This is a genomic window from Helicobacter sp. L8 (assembly GCF_003660355.1).
Lineage (GTDB): Bacteria > Campylobacterota > Campylobacteria > Campylobacterales > Helicobacteraceae > Helicobacter > Helicobacter labacensis.
The window spans coordinates 1-26,374 of record NZ_QXQR01000018.1; the positions used below are offsets into that span (position 1 = coordinate 1).

Sequence of the window (26,374 nt, forward strand, 5' to 3'; positions counted from 1 at the left end):
ATTGGTGGCTTCCTCCTCTTTTTTTTTGGGCACGGCGGGCTTTGTCCGCGTCTTGACGGATTTTCAACAGGCGTTCGATCTCATCTTCGATCTCTTGGGGACTCATGTTGGTGTAATCTATCTCTGGCTCGCTAGCCAAAGGGTTATCTGGTCCTGTGGCTGGCTGTTGTGCGGGGGGTGGGGTAGCCTCTTTTGGGGGTTCTTGGGGGGAAGGAGGGGGCGCGCTCTCAGCGCTTTCTGGACTACTTTGGGCGATGGCTTGTAATTCCTTAACAATGCCCGAAATGTCTATACCGGCGTTTTCATCAGAGCCGGTGTCGCGAATGGTATTGAGTAGAGTTTTCATCATATCCACAGAGCGCAAAACAACATCCATCACATCGGGGGTGATTTGCAACTCATTCTTGCGCGCGCGGTTGAGCACATCTTCCATGTTATGAGTCAAATGGGTGAGCGTGTCCAAATTGAGAAAAGAACTAGAGCCCTTAATCGTGTGCGCCACCCTGAAAATGCGGTTGAGTAAATCCAAGTCTTGGGGCGTGTGCTCTAACTCCACCAAATCCTGATCTAGCTGTTCGTTCATCTCAAAGGCTTCCACTAAGAAGTCTTCCATGATCTCGCGCATATCATCCATGTTAGCCCCTTTGCTTAAGTTTAATTTTCATTATACAGGATTTAGCTTATCCTAGAATTTTAGCCACTTCCTCAGCAAAACGATTCGCGTTGAACTTCACTAAATAGCCCTTTACGCCCAAATCCAACGCCTTTTGCGCGCTGTAGTCATCACAAATGGAGGAGTTGAACAAAACCGGAATGTCAGCAAAACGCATGTCCTCTTGGATTTTAGAAAAGAAGTTATACCCATCCATTTTAGGCATTTCCACATCGGAGACGATGAGCTTGAGCACGCGGTTTAAATTCTCCCCATGCTGGGCGTAGAGTTGTTCTAGCTTTGCCAAGCCATCCACCCCATCCACAGCTTCCACCACATCAAAACCTAGTTGCAATAAGGTGTTTTTGATGATCTTGCGCGCGGCTTTGCTATCATCTAAGAAGAGCACCGTGCCTTTGAATTTCTTTTCATGCTGGGCGTGCAGAGTGTCTCTTTGGGGGTGCTCTACATGCAATTCAAAATCGTTTAAAATGCTCTCTAAATCCAAGATCAAAAGGGTTTTATCCCCCTCGATCTGCGTGGTCCCGGTAATGCGATCCTTGCCCGCGTTGCTGTGCGCACTAAAGATGGCAGGTCTGACATCGCTCCAGCTAATGCGCCGAATGCGCTTGGCTTCATGCACAATGAAACCCATTTTCACATTGCTAAACTCCGTGATCACCACCACTTTTTCCTCAATGCGCGCGCTGTCCTCTACAATCCCTAGCCACACAGAGAGATCGATAAGGGGCATCACAATGGATCGCAAATCAAACACCCCCACCACATAATCTAAATGCGTGGGGAACTCAAAAATTTCAGGCATCATGATGATCTCTTGCACCTTAGAGACATTGATCCCATAAATGCCCTCATAGGGCTGATCCCCCTGCAGTCCAAAGATACGAAAATCCACCAACTCGATCTCCCCCAAGTTTAAAGCCGTATCCAAACTTTGCTCCGTCACGCCATTCCCTACTTTGATCTTACTTTAATTCTACCCTAATTTTGCTAGATTTTAGGCATGCATGTTTGTAGGGTGGGCGCGCTTTGGGTATGATAAAAACAGGGTAAACCATAGTAAACTTGCGCGCTTTGGGTATGGTAGTAGCACTTCCCCACATGGAAATGCCCCTCGATCACCCCCCCTAAGCGTTCTATCCCCTTGCTTTGGGCGTGGAGGGCGTGGAGGGCTAGGCGTGCTTTAGCAAAGCTGGCTAGAGAGGGCATATCTAAATCAAGGGTTTTGATGTATTTGGCATCAAGGGGCTTTTGGATGTAAGGATAGGCGCGCGCCAAGACTTTATCCAAATACCCTAGTAGCGCGCAAGAGTGCTTTAACAAGCGGATGTAAATTTCATAGCCCCGCCCCACAAAGAGATCGCCATGCGCTAGAGAAAAAAGACGCTCCTTGTAGCGAAAAAAGGCAGGTTGGCGCGATCTAGGGTAAATCTCAGTGCGCTGGAGGGCTTTTAACGCGCTTAAAGCTAGATCGTGATTGCCCTCAAAGTAGAAAACTTGGGTGATCTGGCTTAGGGCGTGGATTTTATCTAACATGGCGCGGTGGGGTTTGAGTGTGCTTGTTACTTGCCCCACCAAAATGTGGAAAATATCCCCCATTAAAAACACCTGCTTGGGGGGCGTTTTTAGGAGTTGATCTACAAGCAGGGCAAAAGCGGGGCTGTCTGGCTTGTGGTGCGCGTCTGCGATGAAGAGCGCATCGCTAGATAAAGAGGGGAAAGAGGCACTCACCCTCCCCCCATAAATTGCAAGCACTCTAGGCGGTCGTTGTCTTGGAGCTGGGTATGCGCCCAGTCCTCTTTTTTGACCACAACGCTATTGCGCGCAATGGCACACACCTGCGAATCAATGCCCAACTCTTTTATGAGAGACTGAACACTTAGGGCTTCTTCAAAATGCTTCGATTCCCCATTGATAATTAAGCGCATAGTTTTCCTTTAAGTGTGGTAGTTGGGGGCTTCTTTGGTGATGTCCACATCGTGCACATGGGATTCTCTTAAACCTGCCGGGGTGATCTGCACAAATTGGGCATTTTGGGTAAGAGTGGGGATGTCTGGCGCGCCCAAATAGCCCATAGAGGCGCGCAAGCCCCCCACAAGCTGGTAGAGAATGTCCGCGATCTTGCCCCGGTAGGGCACGCGCCCCTCAATGCCTTCTGGCACGAGTTTTTCAGAAGCTAATCCTTCTTGAAAATAGCGATCCGAGCTCCCCCTGCTCATCGCCCCAATGCTACCCATGCCTCTATAACTCTTATACTGCCGCCCTTGATAGATGAGGGTGTCCCCCGGGGATTCTAAAGTGCCAGCGATCAAGCTGCCTATCATCACACAGGACGCGCCCACTGCCAACGCCTTCGCCACATCTCCAGAATACTTGATCCCCCCATCGGCGATCACAGGGATATGGTGTTTTTTAGCCTCTTGGTAACAGGTGTCAATCGCGCTAATTTGGGGCATACCCACCCCGGCTACAATACGGGTCGTGCAGATGCTCCCTGGACCAATGCCCACCTTGACTCCATCTGCACCTGCGTTAATGAGGTCTTTAGTGGCTTGGGCAGTTACCACATTGCCCACTACCACATCTATGTCCAACTCCTTTTTAATCGCCTCTAGGGTGTTTAAAATATTGCGCGAATGCCCGTGCGCGCTATCTAGCACCAACACATCTACCCCAGCCTTAACCAAAGCGCGGGCGCGATCCAAGTGGTTAGCCCCAATGGCTGCCCCCACGCGCAAACGCCCGACAGCGTCCTTATTGGCATGGGGATACTCAATGCGCTTTTGGATGTCTTTAATGGTGATAAGTCCTTTGAGCACATTGCGCTCATCTACCAAAGGGAGTTTTTCGATCTTGTGATCGTGCATGATAGCTTGGGCTTGATCTAAACTCACCCCCACGGGGGCAGTGATCAAGGGGGCTTTAGTCATCAACGCGCCCACTTTTTTACTCCAATTAGTTTCAAAGCGCATATCTCTATTGGTTAAAATCCCAATGAGAATCCCTTGGGCATCGATCACGGGCACGCCAGAAATCTTGTAATTGTCTGCAATCGCCTTAGCCTCCCCTAGCGAAGCCTCTGCGTGGATATAAATGGGGTCGTGAATCACCCCACTTTCACTCTTCTTCACTTTAAGGACTTGTTGCACTTGCGCCTCAATATCCATATTTTTATGGATGATTCCTATGCCTCCCAAGCGCGCCATCGCGATGGCGGTGTCAAACTCGGTAACCGTGTCCATCGCCGCGCTCACAAAGGGGATATTCAAATGGATGCGCGTGCTCAGTTTGGAAACCACGCTGACATCTTTGGGTAACACCTCCGAATAAGCGGGCACTAACAACACATCTTCAAAAGTTAAAGCCTTCCCTAAGAGTCGCATGGTATTCCCCTTAACTCTAAGACTTCTTCTAAGCCATAGGCTACATCTAAAATCCGTTGCTCCTCAAAGGCTGGGGCGATAAATTGCATCCCAATGGGGAGTTTGCCATGGTAGGCAACAGGGATAGAGATCGCAGGCAAGCCAGCTAGATTCACCCCCACGGTGTAAATGTCGCTCAAATACATCTCTAGGGGGCTGGCATGTGCGTTGAATTTGGGGGCGATTGAGGGGGCAACAGGGGCAAAGATCACATCTGCGTCTTCAAAGAGCTTTTTATATTCATGGACAATATGCGCACGCGCCTTTTGCGCCTTGAGATAGTAAGCCTCATAGTAACCACTACTTAAGACAAAATTGCCCAACATAATGCGCCTTTTAACCTCAGCGCCAAAGCCTTGTGAGCGCGTTTTTATGTAAAGCTCTTTGAGGTCTTTGCCCTCTAAGCGATTCCCATAACGCACCCCATCAAAACGCGCTAGATTAGAACTTGCCTCCGCCGTGCTCAAAATATAATAAGCGGCGATGTGGTGCTTGTGATCGCCCATGCGCTGGGACACTAGAGTGTGCCCCATTTTCTCCAAGCTGTGTAGGCTATCAGCATAAGCCTTTTGCACCTCAGCACTTGCGTCCTTTAAAGACTCTTCTAGCACCCCCACGCGCAAAGCCCGCTTAACATTGAGGTGTTTAAAAGTTTGGCTAGGTTCTAGGGCTACACTGGTGGAATCTTTGGGATCGTGCCCGCTGATGGCATCCAATAAAAGCGCGCAATCGCGCACATTTTGGGTAATAGGACCGATTTGATCCAAGCTAGAACTATAAGCCACCAAGCCATAGCGACTCACCCGCCCATAGGTGGGCTTGAGCCCCACACAGCCACAATAGCTGGCTGGCTGGCGAATCGAACCCCCCGTATCACTTCCCAAAGCGGCAATGGCTACCCCCCCAGCGACCGCGCTCGCACAGCCCCCCGAACTGCCCCCGGGCACGCGCTCAGTGTCTCTAGGGTTTTTTACCGGACCATAACAACTTGACTCGCTAGTGCTCCCCATAGCAAACTCGTCCATATTGGCTAACCCAAAGGCGCACATGCCATGCTGGTGCAAACGATCGATAACGCTGGCATTATAGGGGGCGATATAACCCTTTAGTATCTTGCTAGCACATGTGATCTCCCAGCCTTGCACATTGATATTGTCCTTGATGAGGATGGGTACACCTGCGTTACTAGATTGGGGTAAGCGGACATAGGCATTGAGTTCGGGTTTTTCTTGCACGCGTTGGGCTAGCTTGAGTTTAAACTCTTCTAAGGCTTGAGGGGATAGCTTTAAAGCTTGCTCTAGGGTTAACATGGTCTTCCTAACGATTTTAGGGCGCATTTTAGCAGATGTAGGGTAAAAACTTTCTATGATTAGGCACTAGGATAGCCTGCAAGCCAAACTCACAACTCACTCTCGGGCAATATCCTAGACCAATCCTTGATAAAGCGCAACAAAGCGGAGGTGTTGGGGGGTTTGTCATAGAGAATCACATGCCCGTTTTCCACCCCCTCCCACACCAGTTTGTGGCGCAGAGCGTGTTTGAGCACAAGCAAATGCCAACTCTCTTGCATCTGCTCTTGCATCAACCCCTGCAAGTAAAGCGCGAATTTCTTATTTTCAAAGATCACTACCGATTCGGTGTTGATGCCCGCCGAACGCGCGTCCAAGTTGAAACTCCCAATCCAAGTTTTGTGCCCATCAAAGATCAAGGTTTTGCTATGCAAAGAGTTTTTAAGCCGTCCCTTGATCTTGAGTTTAAGCCCCCTACGCGTGTAGCGCGCGTATTTAGAGAGATCGCTTTTAGTTTCATAGACATTCGCCCCCGCTTCCACAAGCTTTTTAGCGTATCGCTCCCATGCCCCATAGACTACAATCGCATCGGTAGAAGCTAGAGAGTTGGTGAGGATATTGAGTTCTAAGCCCGCATTGAGTTTTTGGATAAAGCGTTTCAACAGCGCGCGCCCGGGCACAAGATAGGAGGAGGCGATGTAGAGCGAATTAGTGGTGTGCGCTAAAATGACTTTGAGGGCTTTTTTAATAGGCGATTTGGGCTTGGGGGTATAAATTTTATAGGGGCTATCGGCGATAAAGGAGGTTTGCCCCTGGTAGGCAATTTGTTTTTTATGGATAAAGGCGCGCATGAATTCTAAAACATGTTCTTCATAGTGGGTGTGCTGGTTGGGGGGGTAGAGAATCTTGGAGAGGCGGCTTTGGTAGGTTTTGGCGTATTTTTTGAGTTTGGAATGACTGGGTAATAAGTGCGCTGGGATCGCGCTAGGGAAGTTCCAATATTGCAAAAAGCTTTGTTTGGCTTGCAGACTCACTGGACCTAAAAACAGCGCGTCAATGTCCAAGAAATTTTCTTCTAAATCGTTGTCAAAGTAGACATCGGCGATATTGCGCCCCCCGATCACTAAAGCGATATTGTCCACGATGAAGAGTTTATTGTGCATGCGCTTTTTGATGCGATCGTAATCGGCTAACATCTCAAGAATGCGTAAACCTTTGTTGCGCATGCGGTAGGGGTTGAAGATTTTCACATCAATATTAGGATGGGTGTCTAACATGATAATGTCTGACATGTCCGAATCTAAGCCATTGTCATCAATTAACAAGCGCACTTTCACCCCCCGATTAGCCGCCCTGTAGAGTTCAAACATCATCGCGCGCGCAGAGATGTCGTTCTTGTAAAGATAGGTTTGGATGTCAATATTGTGGGTAGCCATGCGGATCAAGGCGATGCGTTGCAACAAGGCTTGATCGCCCTCTTGGAGGAGAAAACCCAAACTCTGGGTGGGCTTTTGGGCTAACTGGGTAGCATAAATCCTAGCAATAGGGGTCTGTTTGGGATCATAGTGTTCTAACTGGGAATGCGCATAGGGACCTTGTTGGCGGATAATGGTGCACCCAGCCAACACTACAAGGCACAAGAGTGCCCAATAGCAAAGACGCAAGGCTAGAAAAACCTAGCGTTCCCTACCCACCTTCACCATGCGGTTGCGCAAATTGGCTAAACTCTCTTGCAAGGGGATTTGCTTAGGGCAGGTGTCATGGCAACCAATCAAGCTCATGCACCCAAAAATCCCATCGTCATCGCCCACTAATTCGTAAAAATCCTCATCACTGCGCTCATCATGCGAATCAATCAAAAAGCGCATCGCGCGGTTTAACCCAGCTGCCCCTAAGAAGTTTTCACGCATCAGTTTCGTGCCACACGCGGCAATGCAACACCCGCACTCAATGCAACGATCCAGCTCAAACACCGCTTGGGCTTCATCTGGGTCAATGCGCTCTTCTGGCTGGGTAATATCCACTTCTTTGCGGTGGTGCGCCCAACTTTGCACGCGTTTAGTCATGCTAAAAAACCACTCGCCCGTATTCACGCTCAAATCCTTGATCAAGGGAAAAGAGGGCATGGGCATCAGCGTGATCACCCCCTCGCTAAAGCTAGAAGTCAAGGTTTTACACGCCAAACGCGGGCGGCCATTGACCATCATCGCACAACTCCCACAAATCCCAGCCCGGCAGACAAAATCAAAACTCAAATCCGGATCCAAGGTTTCGCGAATAATGCCCAAAGCGATAAAAAGAGTCATGGAGGGGATTTCCTCTAACTGATACTCCTTAAAATGGGGCTTAGACACCGCGCTTTGGGGGTCAAATTTGAGGGCTTTGATGGTGATGGTGCGACTCATGAACTTTCTCCTAGTCTGATGTTGCGGGCTTTATACTGGGGTTGCAAATCAAAGGGCATCAAGGCTTCTTGCAGAGCGTAACGATCCCCTCCGCGCGCCTTGACCTCTTCTGTAATTTTGGCAATCTGAGCGTCTCTCTCCTCTTTAAGAGGGTGGGGGATGAAATTGCCCTTAGCCCCATAACCCCTAAAATCCGGGCTAATCTCCATTGTCATAATGTCTAAATCCTCATAGCTCAAGGTGGGTAAAGTTTGAGCAGGGTCCTCCCAAGAGGCTAGAGTGCGTTTGAGCCAATTAGCATCATCTCTTTTAGGGTGATCAATGCGGGTGTGCGCCCCGCGACTTTCAGTGCGATCCAGCGCGCCCTTAGCAATACACAAGGCAAGTTTGAGCATTTTTTGGGTGCGGTAAGCGTCCTCTAGCTCGGGGTTATTATGGGTTTTCTTATTTTTGACATGGATATGCTGGGCGCGTTTGTAAAGCTCTTCTAGCTCATGCACAGCCTCCTCTAAGATCGCCCCCTCTCTAAAGACCCCCACTTTCTCATCCATAATTTCGCGCATGCGCTCTCTGATCACATAGACATCCTCCTTGCCCTCATTGTGCAAGAGACCTTGCAGATGATCCTCTGTCTTTTTAATGAAGTTTTGTGCAATTTGGGTGTTGATCTCAATGCTCGCTTGCGCGCAATGCTGGGCAAAGTAGTCCCCAATAATCATCCCAGCCACCACCGCCTCGCTCACAGAATTACCCCCTAGTCGGTTAAAGCCATGCAAATCCCAACAAGCTGCCTCACCCGCACAAAAGAGCCCTTTGAGATGACTCTCTCCCTTGTAATTGGTGCGTAGTCCCCCCATAGAATAGTGTTGCATGGGTTTGATAGGCACCCAACCTTTTTGTTTGGGCGCGCCTGCCCAAATTGTTCCTCATCTTTGGGCATGTCTTTCATGTTTTCCTCGCTCTCCACGCTATCATCCGCTGCATCAATGCCCGCAAAGGTCTTAGCGATGTCATGCACATCGCGTAGGTTTTTCTCCACATGTTCGCGACCCAAAATGGCAATGTCCAACCACACATGATCGCCATAAGGGGAGGGCGCGCCATAGCCCTTTTTAATGTGCTCTAAGATACGCCGACTCACCACATCACGGCTAGCTAATTCCTTCTTTTCAGGCTCATAGGCGGGCATGAATCTGCGCCCAAATTTATCGCGCAAAATCCCCCCATCGCCTCTGCACCCTTCAGTCATTAAAATCCCGCTAGGCACCAAAGCGGTGGGGTGAAATTGCACCGCTTCCATATTGCCCAACTTGGCTACCCCGGTTTCTAGCGCGCTGGCAATCCCGGCTCCATCACAGATCACCGCATTGGTGGTGTGTTTATAGACCCGTCCATAGCCCCCCGTGGCTAAAAGCGTGCCCTTAGAGACATAGGCACTCAACTCCCCGGTGATGAGATCGCGCACCACTGCCCCATAGCACACGCCTTCATGGTGGATTAAGGTCAAAACCTCTTTACGATCGTAAATATCCACGCCGTGGTGCAAGGCTTCATTGGCGACTGCATAGAGCATGGTATGCCCGGTCGCGTCCGCTGTAAAGCAGGTGCGCCACTTTTTTGTGCCTCCAAAGTCGCGACTCTGGATATAGCCATGGCGATCCTCTCTTTCCGTGATAGTAACATGCTCGCCATTGATCACAGCCTTGCGATCCCCCTTTTTAATGCGCGTCCAAGGCACGCCCCAGCTAGCTAACTCCCTAATGGCTTTGGGCGCGGTGGTAACAAACATGCGCGCAACATGCTGATCGCAACCCCAGTCGCTCCCCTTCACCGTGTCTAAAAAATGCAGATCCTCATTATCTCCCTCGCTCATCTTAGCATTGCCCAAACTTGCCTGCATGCCCCCTTGTGCGGCAGCTGAGTGAGAACGCCTCACAGGCACAAGGCTTAGCACAATGGTGTGCAAGCCCTTTTGTTTGCACGCGATACTAGCACGCAAGCCTGCCAAACCGCCACCCACCACCAACGCATCGCAATAGATGATATTCATTCTTTTCCTTCCTTATGCAGTTGTTCGTCTAGCTGGATCGCTTGTTGCATCGTGCTAATGCCCTGACTCCTTTGGGTGATCCCCTTTTTGATGTAGGCTCCATAAGTGAGCAAGCCTAGCACAATGAAAAACGCGCTCATGCCCCATTTGGCTTTTCTCAAGCCCTCAATGCCCAGATTTTTAAACCAGCCCCATTTGATCGCCAAGCGATACAACCCGATAGAGCCATGCAATTCCACCGCAAAGAGCAAGAAAATATAGAGCAACCAAAAATGCTGGCTGACAAAGCGATAAGATGAGCCATGGGGACCAATGCTATGGGGGGCAGTGAGCATGACAAAGAGATGCACGCTGGCTAAAAAGAACATCGCAAAACCCGTGCCCACCTGCACGAACCACAGCGTGGTGTCGCCATGCTGCATGAGGTGTTTATGGGTTTTAAAAATCTTGTATTGGCGGTAGTTGATAGGGAATTTGCGTAATGCCAAAAAGGCATGCGCGACCAAGATCACAATCACTCCGGCTGCTACCGCGCTCACAATAGCCGGCTCGCCCGCTTTGATAAACAAGCTCCCCTCAAAGAATTTTGTTACCGCATACATGGCGCGATCGCTAATTAAAATACTGCTTACCAAAAACATATGCGCAATCATAAATAGGGCTAAAATGAGCCCGGTCGCGCTCTGCCAAAAATCTAACTTGGCGTAAACCCCGCTTTTCTTGCGCTCTGTGGTAACCCCGTAGTAGCCCTCTATGATTTCCTCTTGCTGCATGCCACTCCCTTCTCAAATTTTTAAAATGATAGCGAAATTATAGAACTTTTTGGGTTATCTTTTGCCATCTTTTGCTAAGATTCTTGGAGTTTACGATCGCGGAGCGCGCATGAAATATGTCTTAGCTAACCTAAAGTCTTACGCCTTAGACCTACTCCCTTATTTAGAAACATTGGAGAGCGCGCTTCCTTGCGCCAGTGCCCCTTATGTGGGTGTGTTCCCCCCCTTATTAGAATTGGGTATGCTCAATAACACCTACACGCGTTTTTCCCTAGGGGCACAAGATGCCTACCCCGCACTAGAGGGGGCTTTTAGTGGGGAGGTTACCTTATGTGCCCTAGAGAAGAGGGGGGTTAAAAGCGTGTTGATCGGGCATAGCGAGAGGCGTTTGCTCTTAAAGGAAAGCGATGCGCTCTGTGCGCAAAAGTTTGAATTCTTTGCCCGGCATGGTTTTCAGATCGTCTTTTGTATCGGGGAGAGTTTAGCAAAACGCCAAGAGGGTCAAGACGCGCTCTTAACACATTTGGCAGGGCAATTACGGGGCATTGATTTGCAATACCCTAAACTCCTCATCGCCTACGAGCCCATTTGGGCGATTGGCACGGGGGTGAGCGCGCAACCCCAAGAGATCGATCAAACCCTAGAATCCTTGCGCCAAAAGCTCAAAGCCAACCCCCTAATGGTCTATGGGGGGAGTGTGCAGGTGGAGAATACAGAAGAGATTTTAGCCCTAGAACATGTCGATGGGGTGCTGGTAGGCAAGGCGAGTTTAGACCCGCACAATTTGGCTAAAATGGTAGAAATTTCTAGCACAAAGGAGTTTGCATGACTTTAAGCGCGTTATTAGCACACTACTCCCTAGACATCCCCCTCCCCCCTAATTTTAAGGATTTTGAGGTGGCTGGGATCGCTCCCCTAGAGAGTGCCACCCCCAACCACTTAAGCTATGTGGATCAAAAATCCTATTTGAAAAAACTCAAGGAGAGCAAAGCCGGGGCGATCTTTATCCGCTCTGAGCATGCTAGCAAAATCCCCCCCAATTCTTTAGCCCTCATCACGCCCAACCCCCATTTAGCCTTTGCGCGCGTTTCAGACGCGTTTAAGCTAGATATGTTCACCCGCCCCATTAACCCCCACCCTCCCAAATTAGGGGAGAGGGTGGTTTTGATGCCCGGGGTGGTTTTGGGGGAGGGGGTGGAGATAGGAGAGGGGAGTGTGCTGATGGCTAATGTCGTGGTAGGCGATGGGGTGAAAATTGGCGCGCATTGTAAAATTTACCCCAATGTTACTATTTACCAAAACACCTTAATAGGTAACTATGTGCGTATCCATGCTAATAGCGTGGTGGGGAGCGATGGCTTTGGTTACGCCCACACAGCGCAGGGCGAGCATGTCAAGATCGAGCATACGGGGATTGTGCAAATTGATGATCATGTAGAGATTGGGGCGGGCACTACTATTGATCGCGCCGTCTTTGGGGTAACCCACATCAAAGAGGGAGTCAAAATTGATAATTTGGTGCAAGTGGGGCATAATTGCGTGCTAGGCGAGCATTCGATCATCGTTTCCCAAGTGGGGCTTTCAGGTTCTACCACAATGGGGCGTAATGTGGTTTTAGGCGGGCAGGTGGGCACGGGGGGGCATATGCACATTGGGGAATTTACCCAAATTGGGGGCAAGGGGGCGGTGGGCAAAGATTTACCCCCCCACACCAATTACGCCGGGGCGATCCCAGCGATGGAAATCCACGAGTGGCACCATTTTTTAGCCACTCTGCGCCGTTTTGCCAAACAACAAAAACCCGGTTTATTGGCTAAGGGTTTGTCTAAAGTGTGGAAACGATAATGGCGACTAACAAGCGTTCCATCATCGCTGCAGCCAGTGGGAATTTAGTGGAGTGGTTTGACTTTTATATCTACGCCTTTAGCGCAACCTACTTTGCGCATGATTTTAGCACCTCTAGCAACCCCATCGTGCAACAAATGAGCGCCTTTGGAATCTTTGCGGCGGGGTTTTTTGCGCGCCCCTTAGGGTCGTGGATCTTTGGGGCTTTGGCTGATAAAATTGGGCGCAAACACTCTATGGTGATCTCTGTGATTGTGATGGCTTTAGGCTCTTTTATGATCGCTGCTCTGCCCACAAAGGCGGTAGTGGGGGATTATGCAGGTCTTTTTTTACTCTGCGCGCGCCTTATTCAGGGCTTGAGTGTGGGCGGAGAATATGGCATTGTGGCGACCTATTTAGCGGAATTGTCTGCAGGAGGGAGGCGCGGGTTTTATGGCTCTTTTCAGTATGTAACTTTGATTGGGGGGCAATTCTTAGCCGTAGCAAGCATTAGTATCTTGCTGGCTACTTTTGGCGTGGCGCAAATGGGCGCGTTTGCGTGGCGTTTTCTCTTTGTCATAGGAGGGGTGCTAGCTCTGGGGTCTTTAGTGGCGCGCAAACTGATGGATGAGAGTTCTAGTAATTTGCAAGAGCATGCAGAGCGGGGCACTCTCAAGGCTTTGCGCCCCTATGGGCGATCGTTTGTGCTGGTGATGGGGATCACGGCCGGAGGTTCGCTAGGCTTTTACACCATCACCACTTACGCCAAAACCTTCTTAGAAAATGCCGGGATGCCTAAGGTGGAGGTCAATGATCTCTTTTTGATCGCCCTAGCGATCTTGATGCTCATCCAACCCCTTTTTGGCTACTTGGGCGATAAAATCACCTTCAAGCGATCCATCACCCTTTATGCCCTCTTAGCTCTCATAGGGATTTATCCGCTCTTCCAATCTCTTGCGCTCTATGCGCATCACCCTAGTGTCGCCTTTGGCTTGGTGTTGTGCTTATTTGGCATTTTAAGTTTTTACACCTCAATCTCAGGAATCCTCAAAGCCCAACTCTTCCCCCAGCATGTGCGCGCGCTAGGCACAGGCTTTGCCTTTGCGATCGCCAATGCGCTATTTGGGGGCACAGCCCCCTATATCGCCCTGCAATTCAAAAGCAAGGGTATAGAAAATGGCTTTTTTGTCTATGTGGCGGTGGTGATGGCTATTGCGCTTGTGTGCGCGCTGTGTTTGCCAAAGCGGGGTGTTTTGGATTAAAGCCTCTTGGCAAATTCCCTATAACCCTTTTGGCGCAATTGGCATGCAGGGCAAGCCCCACACCCATAACCATAATCATGGCGATTCTCCCTTATCCCCTCATAGCATGTATGAGTGTGCTCTAAAATCAACTCTAAGCCTCCCAAAGCGTGGGCAAGTTGGAATTCTTGAGCTTTACTAGCAAACATCAAAGGGGTTAGCAAGTTGATCCCCTCTTTTTTGCCAAAAGCCCCTAGATTCAAACTCACCTGCAGACTTTCTACAAAATTTTGCCGACAATCAAAATACCCGCTATAATCCTGCATAGACACTCCCAGTAACACCGCTTGTGCGCCCAAATTAAAGGCGTAGGCGTGCGCCAAAGTGCTAAAGAGCGCGTTGCGATTGGGCACAAAGGAGCTAGGCAGGTCTAAAGCTTGGGGGTGGGGGGTATTGAGCGCGTGGGGGGTGCGCGCAAAGAGCGCGGAGGTGCTAATCTCTTGCAAACAAGAGAGATGGAGCACTTTATAGGGCAATTCTAACATGCGCGCAATTTTTTGCGCTTGGGCTAGCTCGATGGCGTGTTTTTGATCGTAGTTAAAGCCTAGTAAATAGGTTTGTTTAAAAGCGTGCTTTGCCCATAGGGCTAGAGTGGTGCTATCCTGCCCCCCACTAAAGCAGAGCACACAGGTGGTTGTTTTGAAATCTTGGGTAGATAGCATGGTTTTTATATCAAAGGGGTTAAACATGGCTAGCCTTTTAAAATCATTATAACATGGCAGGTTGGGATAGCTCTTTTTTGCGCTTAAAGCGCGCCCTACCCTCAAGCTTGCTAGACTTGCATGCGCTCATCGAGCGTGTCGGTTATCAAGCCTATATCGTGGGGGGGAGTGTGCGCGACTTGCTCTTAAGTAAAAAACCTAAAGATTATGACCTAGCTAGCAGCGCGACCCCTGAGCAACTAAAAGCCCTCTTAGAGGGCATAGAGGGAGTGGTTTTAGTGGATTTAGGGCGCGCTTATGGGACTTTAGGGGTGAGTTTTAAGGGCTATTTTTTTGAGATCACCACTTTTAGACAGGAGGGGGCTTATCACGATCACCGCCACCCTAGCGCGCTCAGCTTTGTCCAATCCATAGAGAGCGATTTAGCACGGCGCGATTTTACCATTAACGCCCTTGCGCTCCACCCCCAAAAGGGCTTATTAGATCTGTATGGCGGGCTAGACGATCTAGCCCATAAACGCTTAAGATTAGTGGGCGATCCATTTTTGCGCTTGCAAGAGGACGCTTTGAGGATTTTGCGCGCCCTACGCTTTGCTAGCACTCTAGGTTTTACCCTTGAGTCTGCTACCCAAAAAGCCCTATGGGCACAAGCCCCTTTACTAAAACACATCGCCAAAGAGCGCATCCGTGTAGAGTTTTTTAAGCTTTTACTAGGGGACTTTGCTAACACTACTACCCAATTTCAAGCCCTCTTAGAAAACACCCTGCAAGCGCGTTTCACGCATTTAGATGCGCTAGAAAAAACCCCCCCCAACTTGCGCGCGCGGCTTTTATTAATCTGCCAATCTTGGGATAGTCAAACTCTGCGCGATTTTTGCGCGCGCTTAAGATTTTCTAAAAAACTCGCCCAATCCTTGTGCCAACTGTTCAGACATATCCCCTTAGAACCCATAGAAAACCCCAATCTATGGCTCAAAAAACAATTACAACACTTGCATTTAGGGCAGTTACGCGCTCTTTTGGGTTTTTATCAAGCCCAAGACCCGCTTTTAAGCGCGCGCTTAAAACGCGCGCTCAAGAGGATATTAAAAAACCACGAAGTCTATTCTTTGCGCTACTTAACCCTTAGGGGCACGGATTTAATAGAATTGGGCTTTCAAGGCGCACAAATAGGCGCGCTCTTGCAGGCGTGCTTAGAGGGGGTGATGTGTGGGGCGGTGCGCAATGACAAGGGAGCGTTGTTAGAGTGGTTGCAAACACGCCTAGGCGATCGCGCGCTACTTGGATAGGCGCAGTTTTGCTATACTTGGATAAAGGATTGCTATGCGTTCATTGGTCTTGTTCTTGCAAAATTACGCGCCCTCGCCCTTTATCTTTGCTATCGCGCTCACTCTCGTGGCGATGGTATGTGTGGTAGGCGTTGTGGGGGTGGGGGTGGAGGCGGTGTTAAGCCAGTGGGGGCAGAGTTTGTTTTTGCTTTTAAAATTTTCCATGCAAATGCTCTTGCTCTTGGCAACAGGGATCGCCCTAGCCCAATCTAGCCCTGTTAAAAAACTCTTCTATGCCCTTGCTTCCTATGTCAAAACCCCTAAAATGGCGCTCTTTAGCATCACCTTAGCCTCGCTACTAGGCTGTTATGTGAGTTGGGGATTTGGCTTGGTTGTGGGGGCAGTGTTCTCTAGGGTGCTAGCCCAAAGGATCAAAGGGGTGGACTATCCCCTCTTGGTGGCTAGCGCGTATTCAGGCTTTTTAATTTGGCATGGCGGGCTCTCTGGGAGTATTCCTCTTAAGATCGCCACAGCAGATGGGGATTTGGGCAAACTCAGTGGGGGGGTGCTCACTAGCCCCATCCCTTTGAGCCAAACCCTCTTTGCGCCCTTTAATCTAGCCATTGTGGGCTTACTGCTACTGGGTTTGCCCTTAATTAACATGCTCTTGCACCCCAAGAATCCCACCCCCATCGATCCCGCCTTATTAGCCAACCCCCCTCAGGAGATAACCCCCCAACACTCAACTTTTGCCTACCGCTTGGATCATAACAAATACTTAGGGGTGGGTTTGGGGGTATTAGGATTAACCTATCTGGGGATTTATTTTGCCCATGGCGCGTCTTTAAACCTCAATAGCCTGATTTTGATCTTTTTATTTCTAGGCTTGCTCTTGCACGCCAGCCCACAGAAATATTTAAAGACGATGGAGAATGACATGAAGAGTGTAACCGGGATCGTGTTGCTCTTCCCCTTTTATGCGGGTATTATCGGGGTGATGGGCTTGAAAAATGCGCAAGGGGTGAGTTTTGCTAGCCTACTAGCCGATGCCTTTGCGCGCTTTGCTACTAAGGAGACTTTCCCGGTGTTAAGTTACTTGTCTGCTGGGTTGCTCAATCTCTTTATCCCTAGTGGGGGCGGGCAATTTGCCGTGCAGGGACCTGTGCTCATCCCTAGCGGGGTGGCTTTGGGGGTGAGTCCAGCCCTTACAAGCATGAGCATTGCTTGGGGCGATGCGTGGACGAATATGATCCAGCCTTTTTTTGCCCTGCCCTTGCTAGGGATCGCAAGATTGGAGGCGCGTAGTATTTTGGGGTATTGCTTGGTGGGCTTTGTGTATGCGGGCGTAGTGAGCATGCTCTGTTTATATTTTCTCACTTAAGGGTTAGATTTGGCAAATGAGAGTTTTTTAAATAAGGCAGAATCTGTCAATAGAACTTTTAGCACCATTGTGGTTAGTTATGTGTTCTTAGCGCTCTTGGGCGCGGTGTTGCTCAGTTTTGAGCCCATGCGCACCAAGCCCATTGCCTTCATCGATCTGTTTTTCACCACCGCTTCGGCGGTGTGTTTGACCGGGCTCATTAGCCTTAATCCAGCATTGGATTTAAGCATCTATGGGCAGGGGGTGATCTTGGGCTTGATTCAAGCAGGCGGGTTTGGTTACATGGGTTTAGCCGGGCTATTATTCCTGCTCATTGGCAAGAGAATGGACTTTAAAAGCCGTGTCTTGCTCAAAGAATCGCTAGATTACCCCAACCTGCAAGGCATTATCAAGTATCTTAAAAAGATTCTCCTTTTTACCCTTATCATTGAGGGTGTGGGGGCGTTGATCCTCACCTTGCATTTTCTGCCCGATTTGCCCTTTAAACAAGCGCTTTGGGCAGGCATTTTCCATGCGATCTCGGCGTTTAATAACGCGGGGTTTAGCATTTTTGAGTTGAATTTAGTTAATTACCGCGATGATGTGGTGGTGAATGCCATCATCTGTATCTTGATTATCTTGGGCGGATTGGGGTTTTTGGTCTTGAGTGAATGCTATAACTACCGCCGCCACCATGGGCGTTTAAGCGTGCACACGCGTATTGTGCTGATTGCCACCGCGGTTTGTATCACGCTAGGCGTGGTGGTGATCTTGCTCTTTGAGTGGCATAATCCCAAGAGTGTAGGGCATTTAGATTGGTTCCACAAGTTTTTAAGCACCTTTTTTATCTCGGTGAATTTGCGCACCGCCGGGTTTAACACCATTGACATGGCCGGTTTGCACGATCAAAGCCTGTTTTTCTGCTCCTTGCTCATGGTCATTGGGGCAGCTCCCGGGGGCACGGCTGGTGGCATTAAAATCACCACAGTAACCCTCCTGCTCTTTTATGCCTACTGCACACTCAAAGATCGCGAAGTGGTGTTGTTCCAAAGAGAAATCCCCCAGTCGGTGATCAAAAAATCCTTTTTGATTTTTATCATCACCATGTTTTACATCATCATCTCCGCGATGGTTTTGAGCGCCACAGATGACACGCAAAATAAGCACTTCTTGCGTCTGCTCTTTGAAATCTGTTCGGCTTTTGGCACCGTGGGGGCTAGCACGGGCGATGGGGGGAATCTCTCCTTAGCGGCAACTTTTAGCCATTTTGGTAAACTCTATGTGATCGCGCTGATGTTTATGGGGCGCGTGGGGGTTTTGGTCTTTAGCATGGCTTTGCTAGGCAAGAACAAAGCCCGTAGTATTAAATACCCTGAAGAAGGAGTGGTTTTATGAGAACTTATGCGGTATTAGGCTTGGGCAAATTTGGCTCGCATGTGGTGCAGGGTTTGGTGGAAAATGGGGAACAAGTCATCGCGCTGGACATCAATGAGGACACTATCAAGGCTTTTAGGGGGGTGTGCGACAATTTATTCATCATTGACACAACGGACATCAACGCGCTTAGAGATGCGGGTATTGCCGAAGTGGATACAGCCATTGTGAGTATCGGGCAGAGTGTGGAAGCGTCCATCTTAAGCGTGATGGCACTCAAAGAGATCGGGGTGCGCGAAGTCATCGCCAAAGCCTCCACTCTCATCCATGGCAAGATTTTATCTAAGATCGGCACGGATCGCGTGATTTACCCCGAGCGTGATGCGGCTAAACGGCTGGTCAAGGGGCTTTCTTTTAACCCCAATTTAGAGGTGATTGACATCACCAATAGCATGAAAATTGTGCGTTTGAGTGTGGGCAACGCGCATGCAAGCATGGCTGCCCAAGATTTTTTGAATCTCTTTAAGGCGGATTTGAAGATTGTCGCCTTGAAACGGGAGAACAAATGGGAATACGACATCCATGTTTCTCTCATTTTGAAAAACGGGGATATTCTCCTGCTCTTTGGGCACACCAAAGAGATCGAAACCTTCATGGCAAGTAAGGAAGTGCTCAAATTCAACAAGTGATTAACCCAAGATATAGCGGCGCAAGATCGCATCATAAAGTTTATCCGGTAACCACCTTTTAGCCCACACCAATAAGCGGGCGTATTTGCCCACAAGATAACGCGTTTTGGGGTGGGGACTCTCTAGGGCATTGAGAATGCACTGGGCGACAATCAAGGGTTTATCCGCATGTTTATAGACATCAGTGTAAAAGCGCGCGCTTTTGTCTAGCTCCTCTTTGTAGGGGCTAGGTTGGCTCACATACGCCCCAAAAGCCCCCTGCCCCCATTTGCTCTCAATGGTGCCCGGCTCAATGAGCACTACCTGCACTTTAAAGGGCACTAACTCCACACGCAGGGCATCGCTATAAGCTTCTAGGGCGTATTTGCTAGCGTGGTACCAGCCCAAAAACAAGCTAATCGATCGCCCCGCGCTCGAGCTGACATGGATGATCTTAGAGTGTGGGTTAGTCCGAAGCGCGCTAAGGAGCAAAGAATTAAGCCTGCCAATGCTAAAGAGATTGAGCGCAAAGAGTTGTTTAACCTGCTCTAAACCCTGCTCTTCTAAGCTCCCAAAGAGCCCGCGCCCGGCATTGTGGATCACCCCATCTAAGTGCTTTTCTTGGGCTAAAATCTCTTGTGCGCGCGCCTCTAGTTGGGCATTATCGCACAGATCACAATCTAAACGCACGCATTGGGGGTGTTCTAGCTCTTTGAGCGCGCGCACTTGCCTAGAGATCGCATAGAGTTTATAGCCCTTAGCCAAAAGTAAGCGTGCGCACTCTAGCCCGATCCCACTGCTTGCCCCTGTGAGCACCACCACCTTAGGCATGTTGTGCTCCTAGATATTGCTCCCACACATACGCGCTTTTAACAATGCTCTCTAAGCTGTCAAATTGGGGTTTAAAACCCGTGTGCTTTAAAATCTTAGCGTTATTGGCGATCAAGCTTGCCGGATCGCCTGTGCGCCTGCCCTGCATTTGCACCTTAAAATCCACGCCCGAAATCTCTTTAACCTTCGCCACCACCTCAGCCACGCTATAGCCCCGCCCATAGCCCACATTGTAAATTTGGCTCGTGTTTTCTGTGCGCAAAGTTTTAAACGCCTCCAAATGCGCTAAAGCTAGATCGTCTATGTGGATGTAATCGCGCACGCAAGTGCCATCGGGCGTGGGGTAGTCATTGCCAAAGATCGCTATAAAGGGGCGTTTATGCGTGGCGCATTCACAAGCCACCTTGATTAAATGCGTGGCATTTGGCGCGCGATGCCCTAGGGCGTGAGGGCTGTGGTAGTCATTAAAATGGGTCGCCCCCGCGACATTAAAATAACGCAAAATCGCGCAAGAAAAGGGCGCAACTTTGGCGGTGTCTAATAAAATGCGCTCGCTCATCATCTTAGACGCGCCATAAGGGTTAATGGGACTAAGGGGGGCTTGCTCATCTACAAGTTGGTTAGTCTGCCCATAAACTGCTGCCGTTGATGAAAAGAGAAAATGCTTAATGCCATGTTGGACGCAGAGTTTGGCAAGTTGTAGGGTGTTTAGCGTGTTATTCTCATAGTAGGCTAGGGGCAAGCGTGTAGATTCTTCTACTAAGAGTTTTGCCGCAAAGTGCAACACGCCCTTAATGTTTTGTCCTTGATCGCGCTTGCTGTGTAACAGGGCATCTAGGGCTTGGGTGTCTTTTAAGTCAAGTTTGAGAAATTCTACACGCTCTTTGTAATGGTGTTTGAGAGCCTTGGCGTGAATCTCAAAGCCTGTGCTAAGGTTGTCAAGGATGAGAATTTTAAAATCCGTGCGCTCTAAAAAGAGCCGCGCCACAGACGAGCCAATGTAACCACAGCCTCCGGTAAAAACTAGCATGCAAGCCCCTTTTTAGATAAATGTTATCTAAAATTGGCTTTGTTTGCACGCTCTTTAATTCTCTGCGCTTTTAAAGCTTTTCTTGAAAAGGGGTTAAAATGGTGTTTTAAGCATAGTTTGGCTAAGTTTAGCGCGCTGATAACCTCCACTTGGAGTTCGGTCCAAGCCCGTATCCCGCTTGAGGAAGGCGTAAGGGGGGTCGCGCACGGCGGTCTGCTTGGCTTGCCTTTACCGCCCGGTCGTTAAAAAAGCAGATAATGGCGGCACTTATTTACTTAATTTTAGATAAAACCCACTAATTAACCCAAACCCTCTTGACTCTCTCTCTCTCTCTCTCGTTAAAATGCTGTCTGTGGTTTTTATTTTTTGAGAGGTGAGTATGAGTGATACGCTGATTTATGAAACGCTTAAAGAAGAGTCGGTCAAACACCTTAGAGGGACAAGCGATTATATCCCAAATCCCCAAGCCCAAACTTGGATCGACTTTTATAAAAAGTATTCGGGCGATTCTAACCCCATTTGTTGCAATATTGAATGCCCGGCAGGCACTAGGGCGAGCATAGGGGCGCATATCAAGGTGGATCGCATTGGCAATAAATACTATATCGTGCCCGTGTGCGATAGCCATAACTCCTCTCTCAAGGCTTTCTTGGACCACCACCCAAACCAATAGTGCCAGCATAAATGTCCATAAAATAGCAATGATTCTTTTTGTTTTAGCGAATTGGGCTTGCATACCACAACTCCTCGCTATTGCCTTAATCTAATCTAGCGGTGCTTAAGTATGCTTAATACCTATGCTTTTATCTCTTTAATTACCTTAGAAAGAGTGCCACCAAAGCCAAACAACACTATCTAAAACCGGGTGTTCGCATCTTGGCAATCAAAAGAAGTCTATGCGTCTTGTTAGTTGTGATTGGCTTTGCATGCTTGCAAGGATATTACTTTGCTTTGCAATAGCTCTAGAAGTGTGGATATGTGCAACGCCCTAAGCTCTATGGTGTTGCAATTATACTCAAGACCGCAAATCCCAAACGATCCAAGAGTTTTTGCAACACATCAGGGGCGTGGGGTTATTTTTTAGGGTGTCTCACAGCCACCGTGTTTGCCTTGACATTAAAGGGCTCGTTTGTGGGTGGGTTGTGGCTAGAGCATACGGGGACAATCCACCATTTCTCCCCATACCCCTCAATTTTTTACATGCGCTCCAAGCTCGGCATCATGAGGACACCCAAGTTGGCAACATGGAATTCTCATGTTTTTGTGGTAATAGTCAATCCAAGAGGGATAGCCAAAATCGCTCGCCTTAGAGTTCCACTCCCTTTGACATGTTCAACGGTGGTTTCCTCATCAATGATGATACTCTGCGGGGTGTTTGGGTTTGCTTGCCCATCTTCCATTGACATAAATTATAGAATTTCATTTCTGCTCCTCCTTAATTCTTGCCCCTCAGCCCTAGTCCAGTATTAAAGGTGGTGCTAGAAATTAGATTATTTTTTCCACTCCCAACGCCACCAGCAGTCCATGCCTAAATAACCTCCAATTTGTTCAGAGGATTTTTTATAAAATCTTCGCTCTGTTTATTTTCTGTGAAACATTCCACGACAAAACCATGACAATTGTTATCTATCAAATCATAATCCCTTTCTTCTCCCTCGTGTTCTTTGGCATAGTCAGCAGCTTTTTTATACCCCACTGCTTTTTTACCCTTGCATGAAACAAAAATGGGTTTGCCATCGGAAAACTCTTTGGCACTACAGCGACTCACACGACCTAATTTTTGTGTAAAATGCATGATTTCTCCACCGCCTATATAAACGCCCGAGTGCGAAAATGCATCTCTCAAATCGATCCATACATGCTCCCTAATGCAGGGTCTCCATCGCATGGATTCCCTGTTCTGTGAGTTAGGTATTTTTCTATGAATTTTTTGGGAAACGCTTTAGCCAGCTCATAAAGGATAGGCAATAGAACCAGAATTGTCCCTCCCCGTGGCATCGGTGTCCTTGGCACTACAGACGCTCCTATTGTTGATCGCATAGCTTTTAAAAGTCCAAATCCAAACGTTTTCGCCTCCTAATCCAACATCTTAGCCGCCTCTTGGTAAAGCATAAAATTTTTCACCACCCAGTCCTTAAACTGATCCACTTTGTGCGTGGATACGCCCATTTCTTTGGCATAAGAGTAGATGGTGTCCCTCTCATTGTCATGCCAACGGCTATCGGCGAGTGCTACAGAGACTAACTCTAAAAGCGCGGCATGTTTAGCGTGGTTGGTGGTGAAAAGTTTGCCCAGATCACTAAGGGGCACTTCTTTTTCACTAATGCCGTATTCACATTGCTTTTTGATCACATCTAGCGCGCCTAGTTGCAATTCGTGCAACACCCCATCGGCTTCAATGACTTTTCTAGCTAGATACAAGGACACTTGTTGTTGTTCAACACTCAAATCTTGGATAAACATGTTTGCTCCTTTGTTTTGTTGATCACACCACACATTGCCCTAGCCCCTCACTCACCCAAAGATGGATTCCCAAAACCCCTTTTTCTGAGGCGATTTCTTTAGATTTTGTGGCACGGCTCTAGTCCCGCTTCTCACTTTCCAAGAGGGGTCTTCAGGGTTAGGGGGGCATATTACGAAACGCACGATGTGAGCTCGAAAGAAGTCGCCGCGCATTTTAAAGATACCCCCCCTCATCGTAGACGACCAAGTAGCCCAGAGTGCCCGCCTCTATTTTGCCATTTTGCTAACTTTTTGGCTAATGTGGTCCCTTTGCAACACCACTTCAAAACCCCCCGCTTTTGTTGTCGCCATTGTGCCTCCTTAAAATTTTAGGGCTTTTGTGGCATAACCCAACCCCCCTTTTTTATCTAAAATTTAGGTGTGGGCAAGACAAAGGCAAGACAAGAACACGCGCCATAAAAGAAAAAGCGCGCACTACAGACCCAAGAGCTCTACAATAAGTCAAACTAGCCAGCAGGAGCACAAGCATATCAAAGAGGATTTTCAATCCCTGCCCCTCTATGACTTAGAAAAAAGCCAGATATTAAGGGAGAGAGGCATACAAGGCACGCTCTTTAAGAGTTACCAAAAGTCTATCAAAACCGACACCTATAACAACCTCTGTGTGCCTAATTACCTTTGTGAAAATCAAAAACTTGTAATGAGTGCGATTAGCAAACGCCTAAATAAGCCACTCACCACTAATGCAGATGGCTCACCTAGAGAGAAGCCTTTAAAGGAACTCTGTCAAGGCTCTAAGGGCGTGCAAATGCTTGTGCCTAGTGGTGGCTTGAAGGCAGCGAAAAGCATTGTGATGACAGAGAGCATTTTAGATAGTATGGCCTATCTCCAGATGAAAGGCTTGAACCCAAATACAACTCTACTACTAGGCAGTGCAGGGCAGTTTGGAGTGGAGAAGATACGCGCCTTTGTGAGTGGATTGTTTGAGCAGATAAAGCAAGATAAAAGTCAAGAGTATCAGCGGTATATGCAAGAGAGGCAAGCCTATAGGGAGTGGAAACACTATGAGAGAGAACAAGCCCAAAAGCCTAAAGACACACAGCCCACTACCAATAAAACCTCAAAGATTAGCTTTTCAAGGCCTAGATACTTTGATAAACGCAATCCTAAAGAAATGCCCGCACAAGGTTGGCAAGAACAGAATGTGAACTCTCTAGCAGAGCTAGCACAAGCCATTAAGTCTTTCCCTTATTCTAGTGCGTTGTTTGAAAAAGGCTATCGCAATGCCTCTAATGCCAAGAGTTTTACTAATTTACTCATTTATGATATTGACAACGATAAAGACAGCCCTCAGCTCCCCCTAAAGCAAGCCCAAGACTTGTTAGAAAACAGGGCATAGAGAGCTTGATTATGCCCTCTAAGAGCCATAATTATAGAGAAGAACGGACATATTGCTAATAGGTATTGTGTGCTTATCCCCACAGCACAGCCTTTAGGCTCCTTAGACACAGAGAGCTTTGTAGGGCTCAATAGTTTGGTAGCTAAGACTTTGGGCTTATATGATTACATAGATTAAGAAAGTGTTATAGATAGGGGAAGAGCGTATTATAAAAGCCCTGAACATGCCAAACCTGTGTTAGTGCAGGGCAAGGTTTTAGATATGGAGCACCTGAAACAACAAGCCTCTCAAAATCTTTTCTCACAGAGAATCCCCAGACAAATGCTAAGTCCCCCCAATGTCGTCAATACACCCGACTTATCTGTCAATGTAGTTTTAGCCTGTGATAATGATGAACAGGGGCAACGCTATACACAGATATTAGAGGGGGTGTTTTTCAATCTTACTGGTCAATTACCAGACATCTACACTCCCTTTGCTAAAGACTGCAATGACGATCTCAGATTGAGCCAGATTATAGAGGAGAGCAATGTCAATGCTACAAATGTACACAGATATGTTTCTAAGGGATTTGAGCACTTAGAAAGTCCCTATGTCTGTGCAGAGAGCAAAAGAAACTCTAGAGAAGTTAGAGGACTATGGAGTATTTCCAAAAACCTGCAAATGATGTTGCAAATCATTTAGCCACACAGATGACAGAGTTTTTTAGAGTGCAGATGAGCTTGAATGTCATCCTCTCTATCTTGTTTATGGTGTGGGCTTATAGGCGGGTTAAGGAGGGAGACTTTTTTCAATTCAAGACCTTAATGGGTGTGGGGGTATTTGTGGTGTTTGTAGGCATTATCAACTGGGCGATTTCTGAACCAGCTACTTATATGCGTGAAATTAAAAACATCATCTACATTCCTGCAGAAGCTTTGACAGAGATGATTGACAAGAGTATGCGGGCTTTCTTTAATGAAGAATTCAAAAATATCTCTAAAGGTGAGCATACATCCATCGCAAATTTGATTGATCAATCCACTACGGAATTACCTTATTTTATAGCGCGGTGTTCAAAGAATTAGGATGGAAGATGTTTTTTACAATGCTACCCCAACTCGTCTTGTTTTTCTTATTAGTAGTCGCACAAGTGCTATTTATAGCCCTAGTTTTGATCATTGTGTTGATGGTGTTTGTAGAAACAAAAATTTGGCTAGCTCTGGGCATTGTAGTCTTGCCTTTGGGATTGTTTCCCCAAACTAAGGGAATGTTATTTAGCTACATTAAAAGCTACTCTCTTTGACTCTCTATCAGCCCTGTTTAATGTTGGTGGCCTTTTTCAATTTTGAGATCATCCAAGAGACAACTAGAAAAATCCCCTCACAAACTGAAATTAAACAAGAATTTTTTGGAGGCCCTTCTAAACTTTTGCAGAATGGCGCAGCAGCAATGAATGGAGTGCTAGATTCTGTTGGATTATTGGGGCATTTAGTGCTTTTGATTTTGTCTTCCTTAGTTTGTTTCTACCTTGTCAAGCGCATTCCAGATTTCATAAATGGTATCTTTGGCACAAGCGGGGGTGTGGGAGCAGTTACAGAGA

26 protein-coding genes and 2 pseudogenes are annotated in these 26,374 nt (G+C 48.1%); 13 read left to right on the forward strand and 15 right to left on the reverse strand.

The genetic code is table 11. The annotated features are described in order from the left end of the window. The 10 genes and pseudogenes from EAO37_RS07470 to EAO37_RS07515 form a co-directional block, all read right to left on the reverse strand. On the reverse strand, window positions 1–634 hold a 634-nt coding region (locus tag EAO37_RS07470; protein ID WP_205589764.1), incomplete at its 3' end, for an Hpt domain-containing protein. A gap of 46 nt (window positions 635–680) precedes the next feature. After that, on the reverse strand, window positions 681–1,619 hold the full coding sequence (locus EAO37_RS07475; RefSeq protein ID WP_120945675.1) for a chemotaxis protein: 939 nt from the start codon (window positions 1,617–1,619) through the stop codon (window positions 681–683). A gap of 44 nt (window positions 1,620–1,663) precedes the next feature. Then, a complete protein-coding gene (locus tag EAO37_RS07480) occupies window positions 1,664–2,404 on the reverse strand; it encodes a UDP-2,3-diacylglucosamine hydrolase (RefSeq protein ID WP_120952852.1) in 741 nt (246 codons plus the stop codon). Further along, window positions 2,401–2,601 (reverse strand): sulfur carrier protein ThiS, encoded by a 201-nt coding sequence (thiS, locus tag EAO37_RS07485; protein WP_120952855.1) that lies wholly within the window; start codon window positions 2,599–2,601, stop codon window positions 2,401–2,403. The genes EAO37_RS07480 and thiS overlap by 4 nt, the downstream gene beginning before the upstream one ends. 9 nt (window positions 2,602–2,610) lie before the next feature. Beyond that, window positions 2,611–4,056, reverse strand: coding sequence for an IMP dehydrogenase (gene guaB / locus EAO37_RS07490; protein ID WP_120952858.1), 1,446 nt, complete (start codon window positions 4,054–4,056; stop codon window positions 2,611–2,613). Further along, window positions 4,044–5,405, reverse strand: a complete 1,362-nt coding sequence (gene gatA / locus EAO37_RS07495; protein WP_120952861.1) for an Asp-tRNA(Asn)/Glu-tRNA(Gln) amidotransferase subunit GatA — start codon at window positions 5,403–5,405, stop codon at window positions 4,044–4,046. The genes guaB and gatA overlap by 13 nt, the downstream gene beginning before the upstream one ends. A gap of 89 nt (window positions 5,406–5,494) precedes the next feature. Then, complete coding sequence (locus EAO37_RS07500; RefSeq protein WP_240451768.1) at window positions 5,495–7,024, reverse strand: phospholipase D family protein; 1,530 nt, start codon at window positions 7,022–7,024, stop codon at window positions 5,495–5,497. Window positions 7,025–7,060: 36 nt separating this feature from the next. Continuing rightward, window positions 7,061–7,789, reverse strand: a complete 729-nt coding sequence (locus EAO37_RS07505) for a fumarate reductase iron-sulfur subunit (protein ID WP_120945663.1) — start codon at window positions 7,787–7,789, stop codon at window positions 7,061–7,063. After that, window positions 7,786–9,839: pseudogene (locus EAO37_RS07510) on the reverse strand (fumarate reductase flavoprotein subunit). Before EAO37_RS07510 ends, EAO37_RS07505 begins: the two are co-directional and overlap by 4 nt. Continuing rightward, on the reverse strand, window positions 9,836–10,612 hold the full coding sequence (locus EAO37_RS07515) for a fumarate reductase cytochrome b subunit (RefSeq protein ID WP_120952867.1): 777 nt from the start codon (window positions 10,610–10,612) through the stop codon (window positions 9,836–9,838). The pseudogene EAO37_RS07510 and the gene EAO37_RS07515 overlap by 4 nt, the downstream one beginning before the upstream one ends. A 109-nt stretch (window positions 10,613–10,721) precedes the next feature. Here EAO37_RS07515 and EAO37_RS07520 point away from each other — a divergent pair, with 109 nt between their 5' ends. From EAO37_RS07520 to EAO37_RS07530, 3 genes are read left to right on the forward strand one after another with little or no spacing between them, the layout of a single operon-like run. After that, on the forward strand, window positions 10,722–11,441 hold the full coding sequence (locus EAO37_RS07520; RefSeq protein ID WP_120952903.1) for a triose-phosphate isomerase: 720 nt from the start codon (window positions 10,722–10,724) through the stop codon (window positions 11,439–11,441). Then, complete coding sequence (gene lpxD, locus EAO37_RS07525) at window positions 11,438–12,457, forward strand: UDP-3-O-(3-hydroxymyristoyl)glucosamine N-acyltransferase (RefSeq protein ID WP_120945657.1); 1,020 nt, start codon at window positions 11,438–11,440, stop codon at window positions 12,455–12,457. The genes EAO37_RS07520 and lpxD overlap by 4 nt, the downstream gene beginning before the upstream one ends. Continuing rightward, window positions 12,457–13,698: an MFS transporter gene (locus EAO37_RS07530; RefSeq protein WP_240451769.1), complete on the forward strand. Its 1,242-nt coding sequence runs from the start codon at window positions 12,457–12,459 to the stop codon at window positions 13,696–13,698. Before lpxD ends, EAO37_RS07530 begins: the two co-directional genes overlap by 1 nt. Here the strand turns inward: EAO37_RS07530 and queC are convergent. Continuing rightward, a complete protein-coding gene (gene queC, locus EAO37_RS07535; protein WP_120952873.1) occupies window positions 13,695–14,426 on the reverse strand; it encodes a 7-cyano-7-deazaguanine synthase QueC in 732 nt (243 codons plus the stop codon). The genes EAO37_RS07530 and queC overlap by 4 nt on opposite strands. A gap of 26 nt (window positions 14,427–14,452) precedes the next feature. Between queC and EAO37_RS07540 the strand changes: the two genes are divergently transcribed. From EAO37_RS07540 to EAO37_RS07555, 4 genes are read left to right on the forward strand one after another with little or no spacing between them, the layout of a single operon-like run. Beyond that, the gene (locus EAO37_RS07540) at window positions 14,453–15,688 is read left to right on the forward strand and encodes a CCA tRNA nucleotidyltransferase (RefSeq protein ID WP_120952876.1); all 1,236 of its coding nucleotides are present in this window, start codon (window positions 14,453–14,455) and stop codon (window positions 15,686–15,688) included. A 34-nt stretch (window positions 15,689–15,722) separates the two neighbouring features. Next, the gene (locus tag EAO37_RS07545) at window positions 15,723–17,048 is read left to right on the forward strand and encodes a TIGR00366 family protein (protein WP_120952879.1); all 1,326 of its coding nucleotides are present in this window, start codon (window positions 15,723–15,725) and stop codon (window positions 17,046–17,048) included. 9 nt (window positions 17,049–17,057) lie between these two features. Beyond that, the gene (locus tag EAO37_RS07550) at window positions 17,058–18,422 is read left to right on the forward strand and encodes a TrkH family potassium uptake protein (RefSeq protein WP_120952882.1); all 1,365 of its coding nucleotides are present in this window, start codon (window positions 17,058–17,060) and stop codon (window positions 18,420–18,422) included. Beyond that, on the forward strand, window positions 18,419–19,090 hold the full coding sequence (locus tag EAO37_RS07555; RefSeq protein ID WP_120952885.1) for a TrkA family potassium uptake protein: 672 nt from the start codon (window positions 18,419–18,421) through the stop codon (window positions 19,088–19,090). Before EAO37_RS07550 ends, EAO37_RS07555 begins: the two co-directional genes overlap by 4 nt. Here EAO37_RS07555 and EAO37_RS07560 read toward each other — a convergent pair whose 3' ends face one another. Both EAO37_RS07560 and galE read right to left on the reverse strand, forming a co-directional pair. Next, the gene (locus EAO37_RS07560) at window positions 19,091–19,900 is read right to left on the reverse strand and encodes an SDR family NAD(P)-dependent oxidoreductase (RefSeq protein ID WP_120952888.1); all 810 of its coding nucleotides are present in this window, start codon (window positions 19,898–19,900) and stop codon (window positions 19,091–19,093) included. Further along, complete coding sequence (galE, locus tag EAO37_RS07565) at window positions 19,893–20,930, reverse strand: UDP-glucose 4-epimerase GalE (protein ID WP_120952891.1); 1,038 nt, start codon at window positions 20,928–20,930, stop codon at window positions 19,893–19,895. Before galE ends, EAO37_RS07560 begins: the two co-directional genes overlap by 8 nt. Window positions 20,931–21,309: 379 nt before the next feature. Between galE and EAO37_RS09315 the strand changes: the two genes are divergently transcribed. Then, complete coding sequence (locus tag EAO37_RS09315) at window positions 21,310–21,603, forward strand: hypothetical protein (protein WP_162982994.1); 294 nt, start codon at window positions 21,310–21,312, stop codon at window positions 21,601–21,603. An 855-nt stretch (window positions 21,604–22,458) separates the two neighbouring features. Here the strand turns inward: EAO37_RS09315 and EAO37_RS09675 are convergent. Continuing rightward, window positions 22,459–22,776 carry a lecithin retinol acyltransferase family protein gene (locus tag EAO37_RS09675; protein WP_240451770.1) on the reverse strand — a complete coding sequence of 106 codons (318 nt, stop codon included), beginning with the start codon at window positions 22,774–22,776 and terminating at the stop codon, window positions 22,459–22,461. Between the two features lie 230 nt (window positions 22,777–23,006). Further along, the gene (locus EAO37_RS07580; RefSeq protein ID WP_120952897.1) at window positions 23,007–23,393 is read right to left on the reverse strand and encodes a molecular chaperone DnaJ; all 387 of its coding nucleotides are present in this window, start codon (window positions 23,391–23,393) and stop codon (window positions 23,007–23,009) included. 418 nt (window positions 23,394–23,811) lie between these two features. Here EAO37_RS07580 and EAO37_RS07585 point away from each other — a divergent pair, with 418 nt between their 5' ends. The 5 genes and pseudogenes from EAO37_RS07585 to EAO37_RS09690 form a co-directional block, all read left to right on the forward strand. Next, the gene (locus tag EAO37_RS07585) at window positions 23,812–24,792 is read left to right on the forward strand and encodes a hypothetical protein (protein WP_205589765.1); all 981 of its coding nucleotides are present in this window, start codon (window positions 23,812–23,814) and stop codon (window positions 24,790–24,792) included. A 261-nt stretch (window positions 24,793–25,053) separates the two neighbouring features. Next, window positions 25,054–25,476, forward strand: a complete 423-nt coding sequence (locus EAO37_RS07590; protein WP_162982995.1) for a toprim domain-containing protein — start codon at window positions 25,054–25,056, stop codon at window positions 25,474–25,476. 8 nt (window positions 25,477–25,484) lie between these two features. Next, window positions 25,485–25,859, forward strand: a complete 375-nt coding sequence (locus EAO37_RS09680; RefSeq protein ID WP_240451771.1) for a hypothetical protein — start codon at window positions 25,485–25,487, stop codon at window positions 25,857–25,859. Window positions 25,860–25,879: 20 nt separating this feature from the next. Then, window positions 25,880–26,077: a hypothetical protein gene (locus tag EAO37_RS09685; RefSeq protein WP_240451772.1), complete on the forward strand. Its 198-nt coding sequence runs from the start codon at window positions 25,880–25,882 to the stop codon at window positions 26,075–26,077. After that, window positions 26,074–26,374, forward strand: a pseudogene (locus EAO37_RS09690) (P-type conjugative transfer protein TrbL); the annotation flags it as partial. The gene EAO37_RS09685 and the pseudogene EAO37_RS09690, both read left to right, overlap by 4 nt.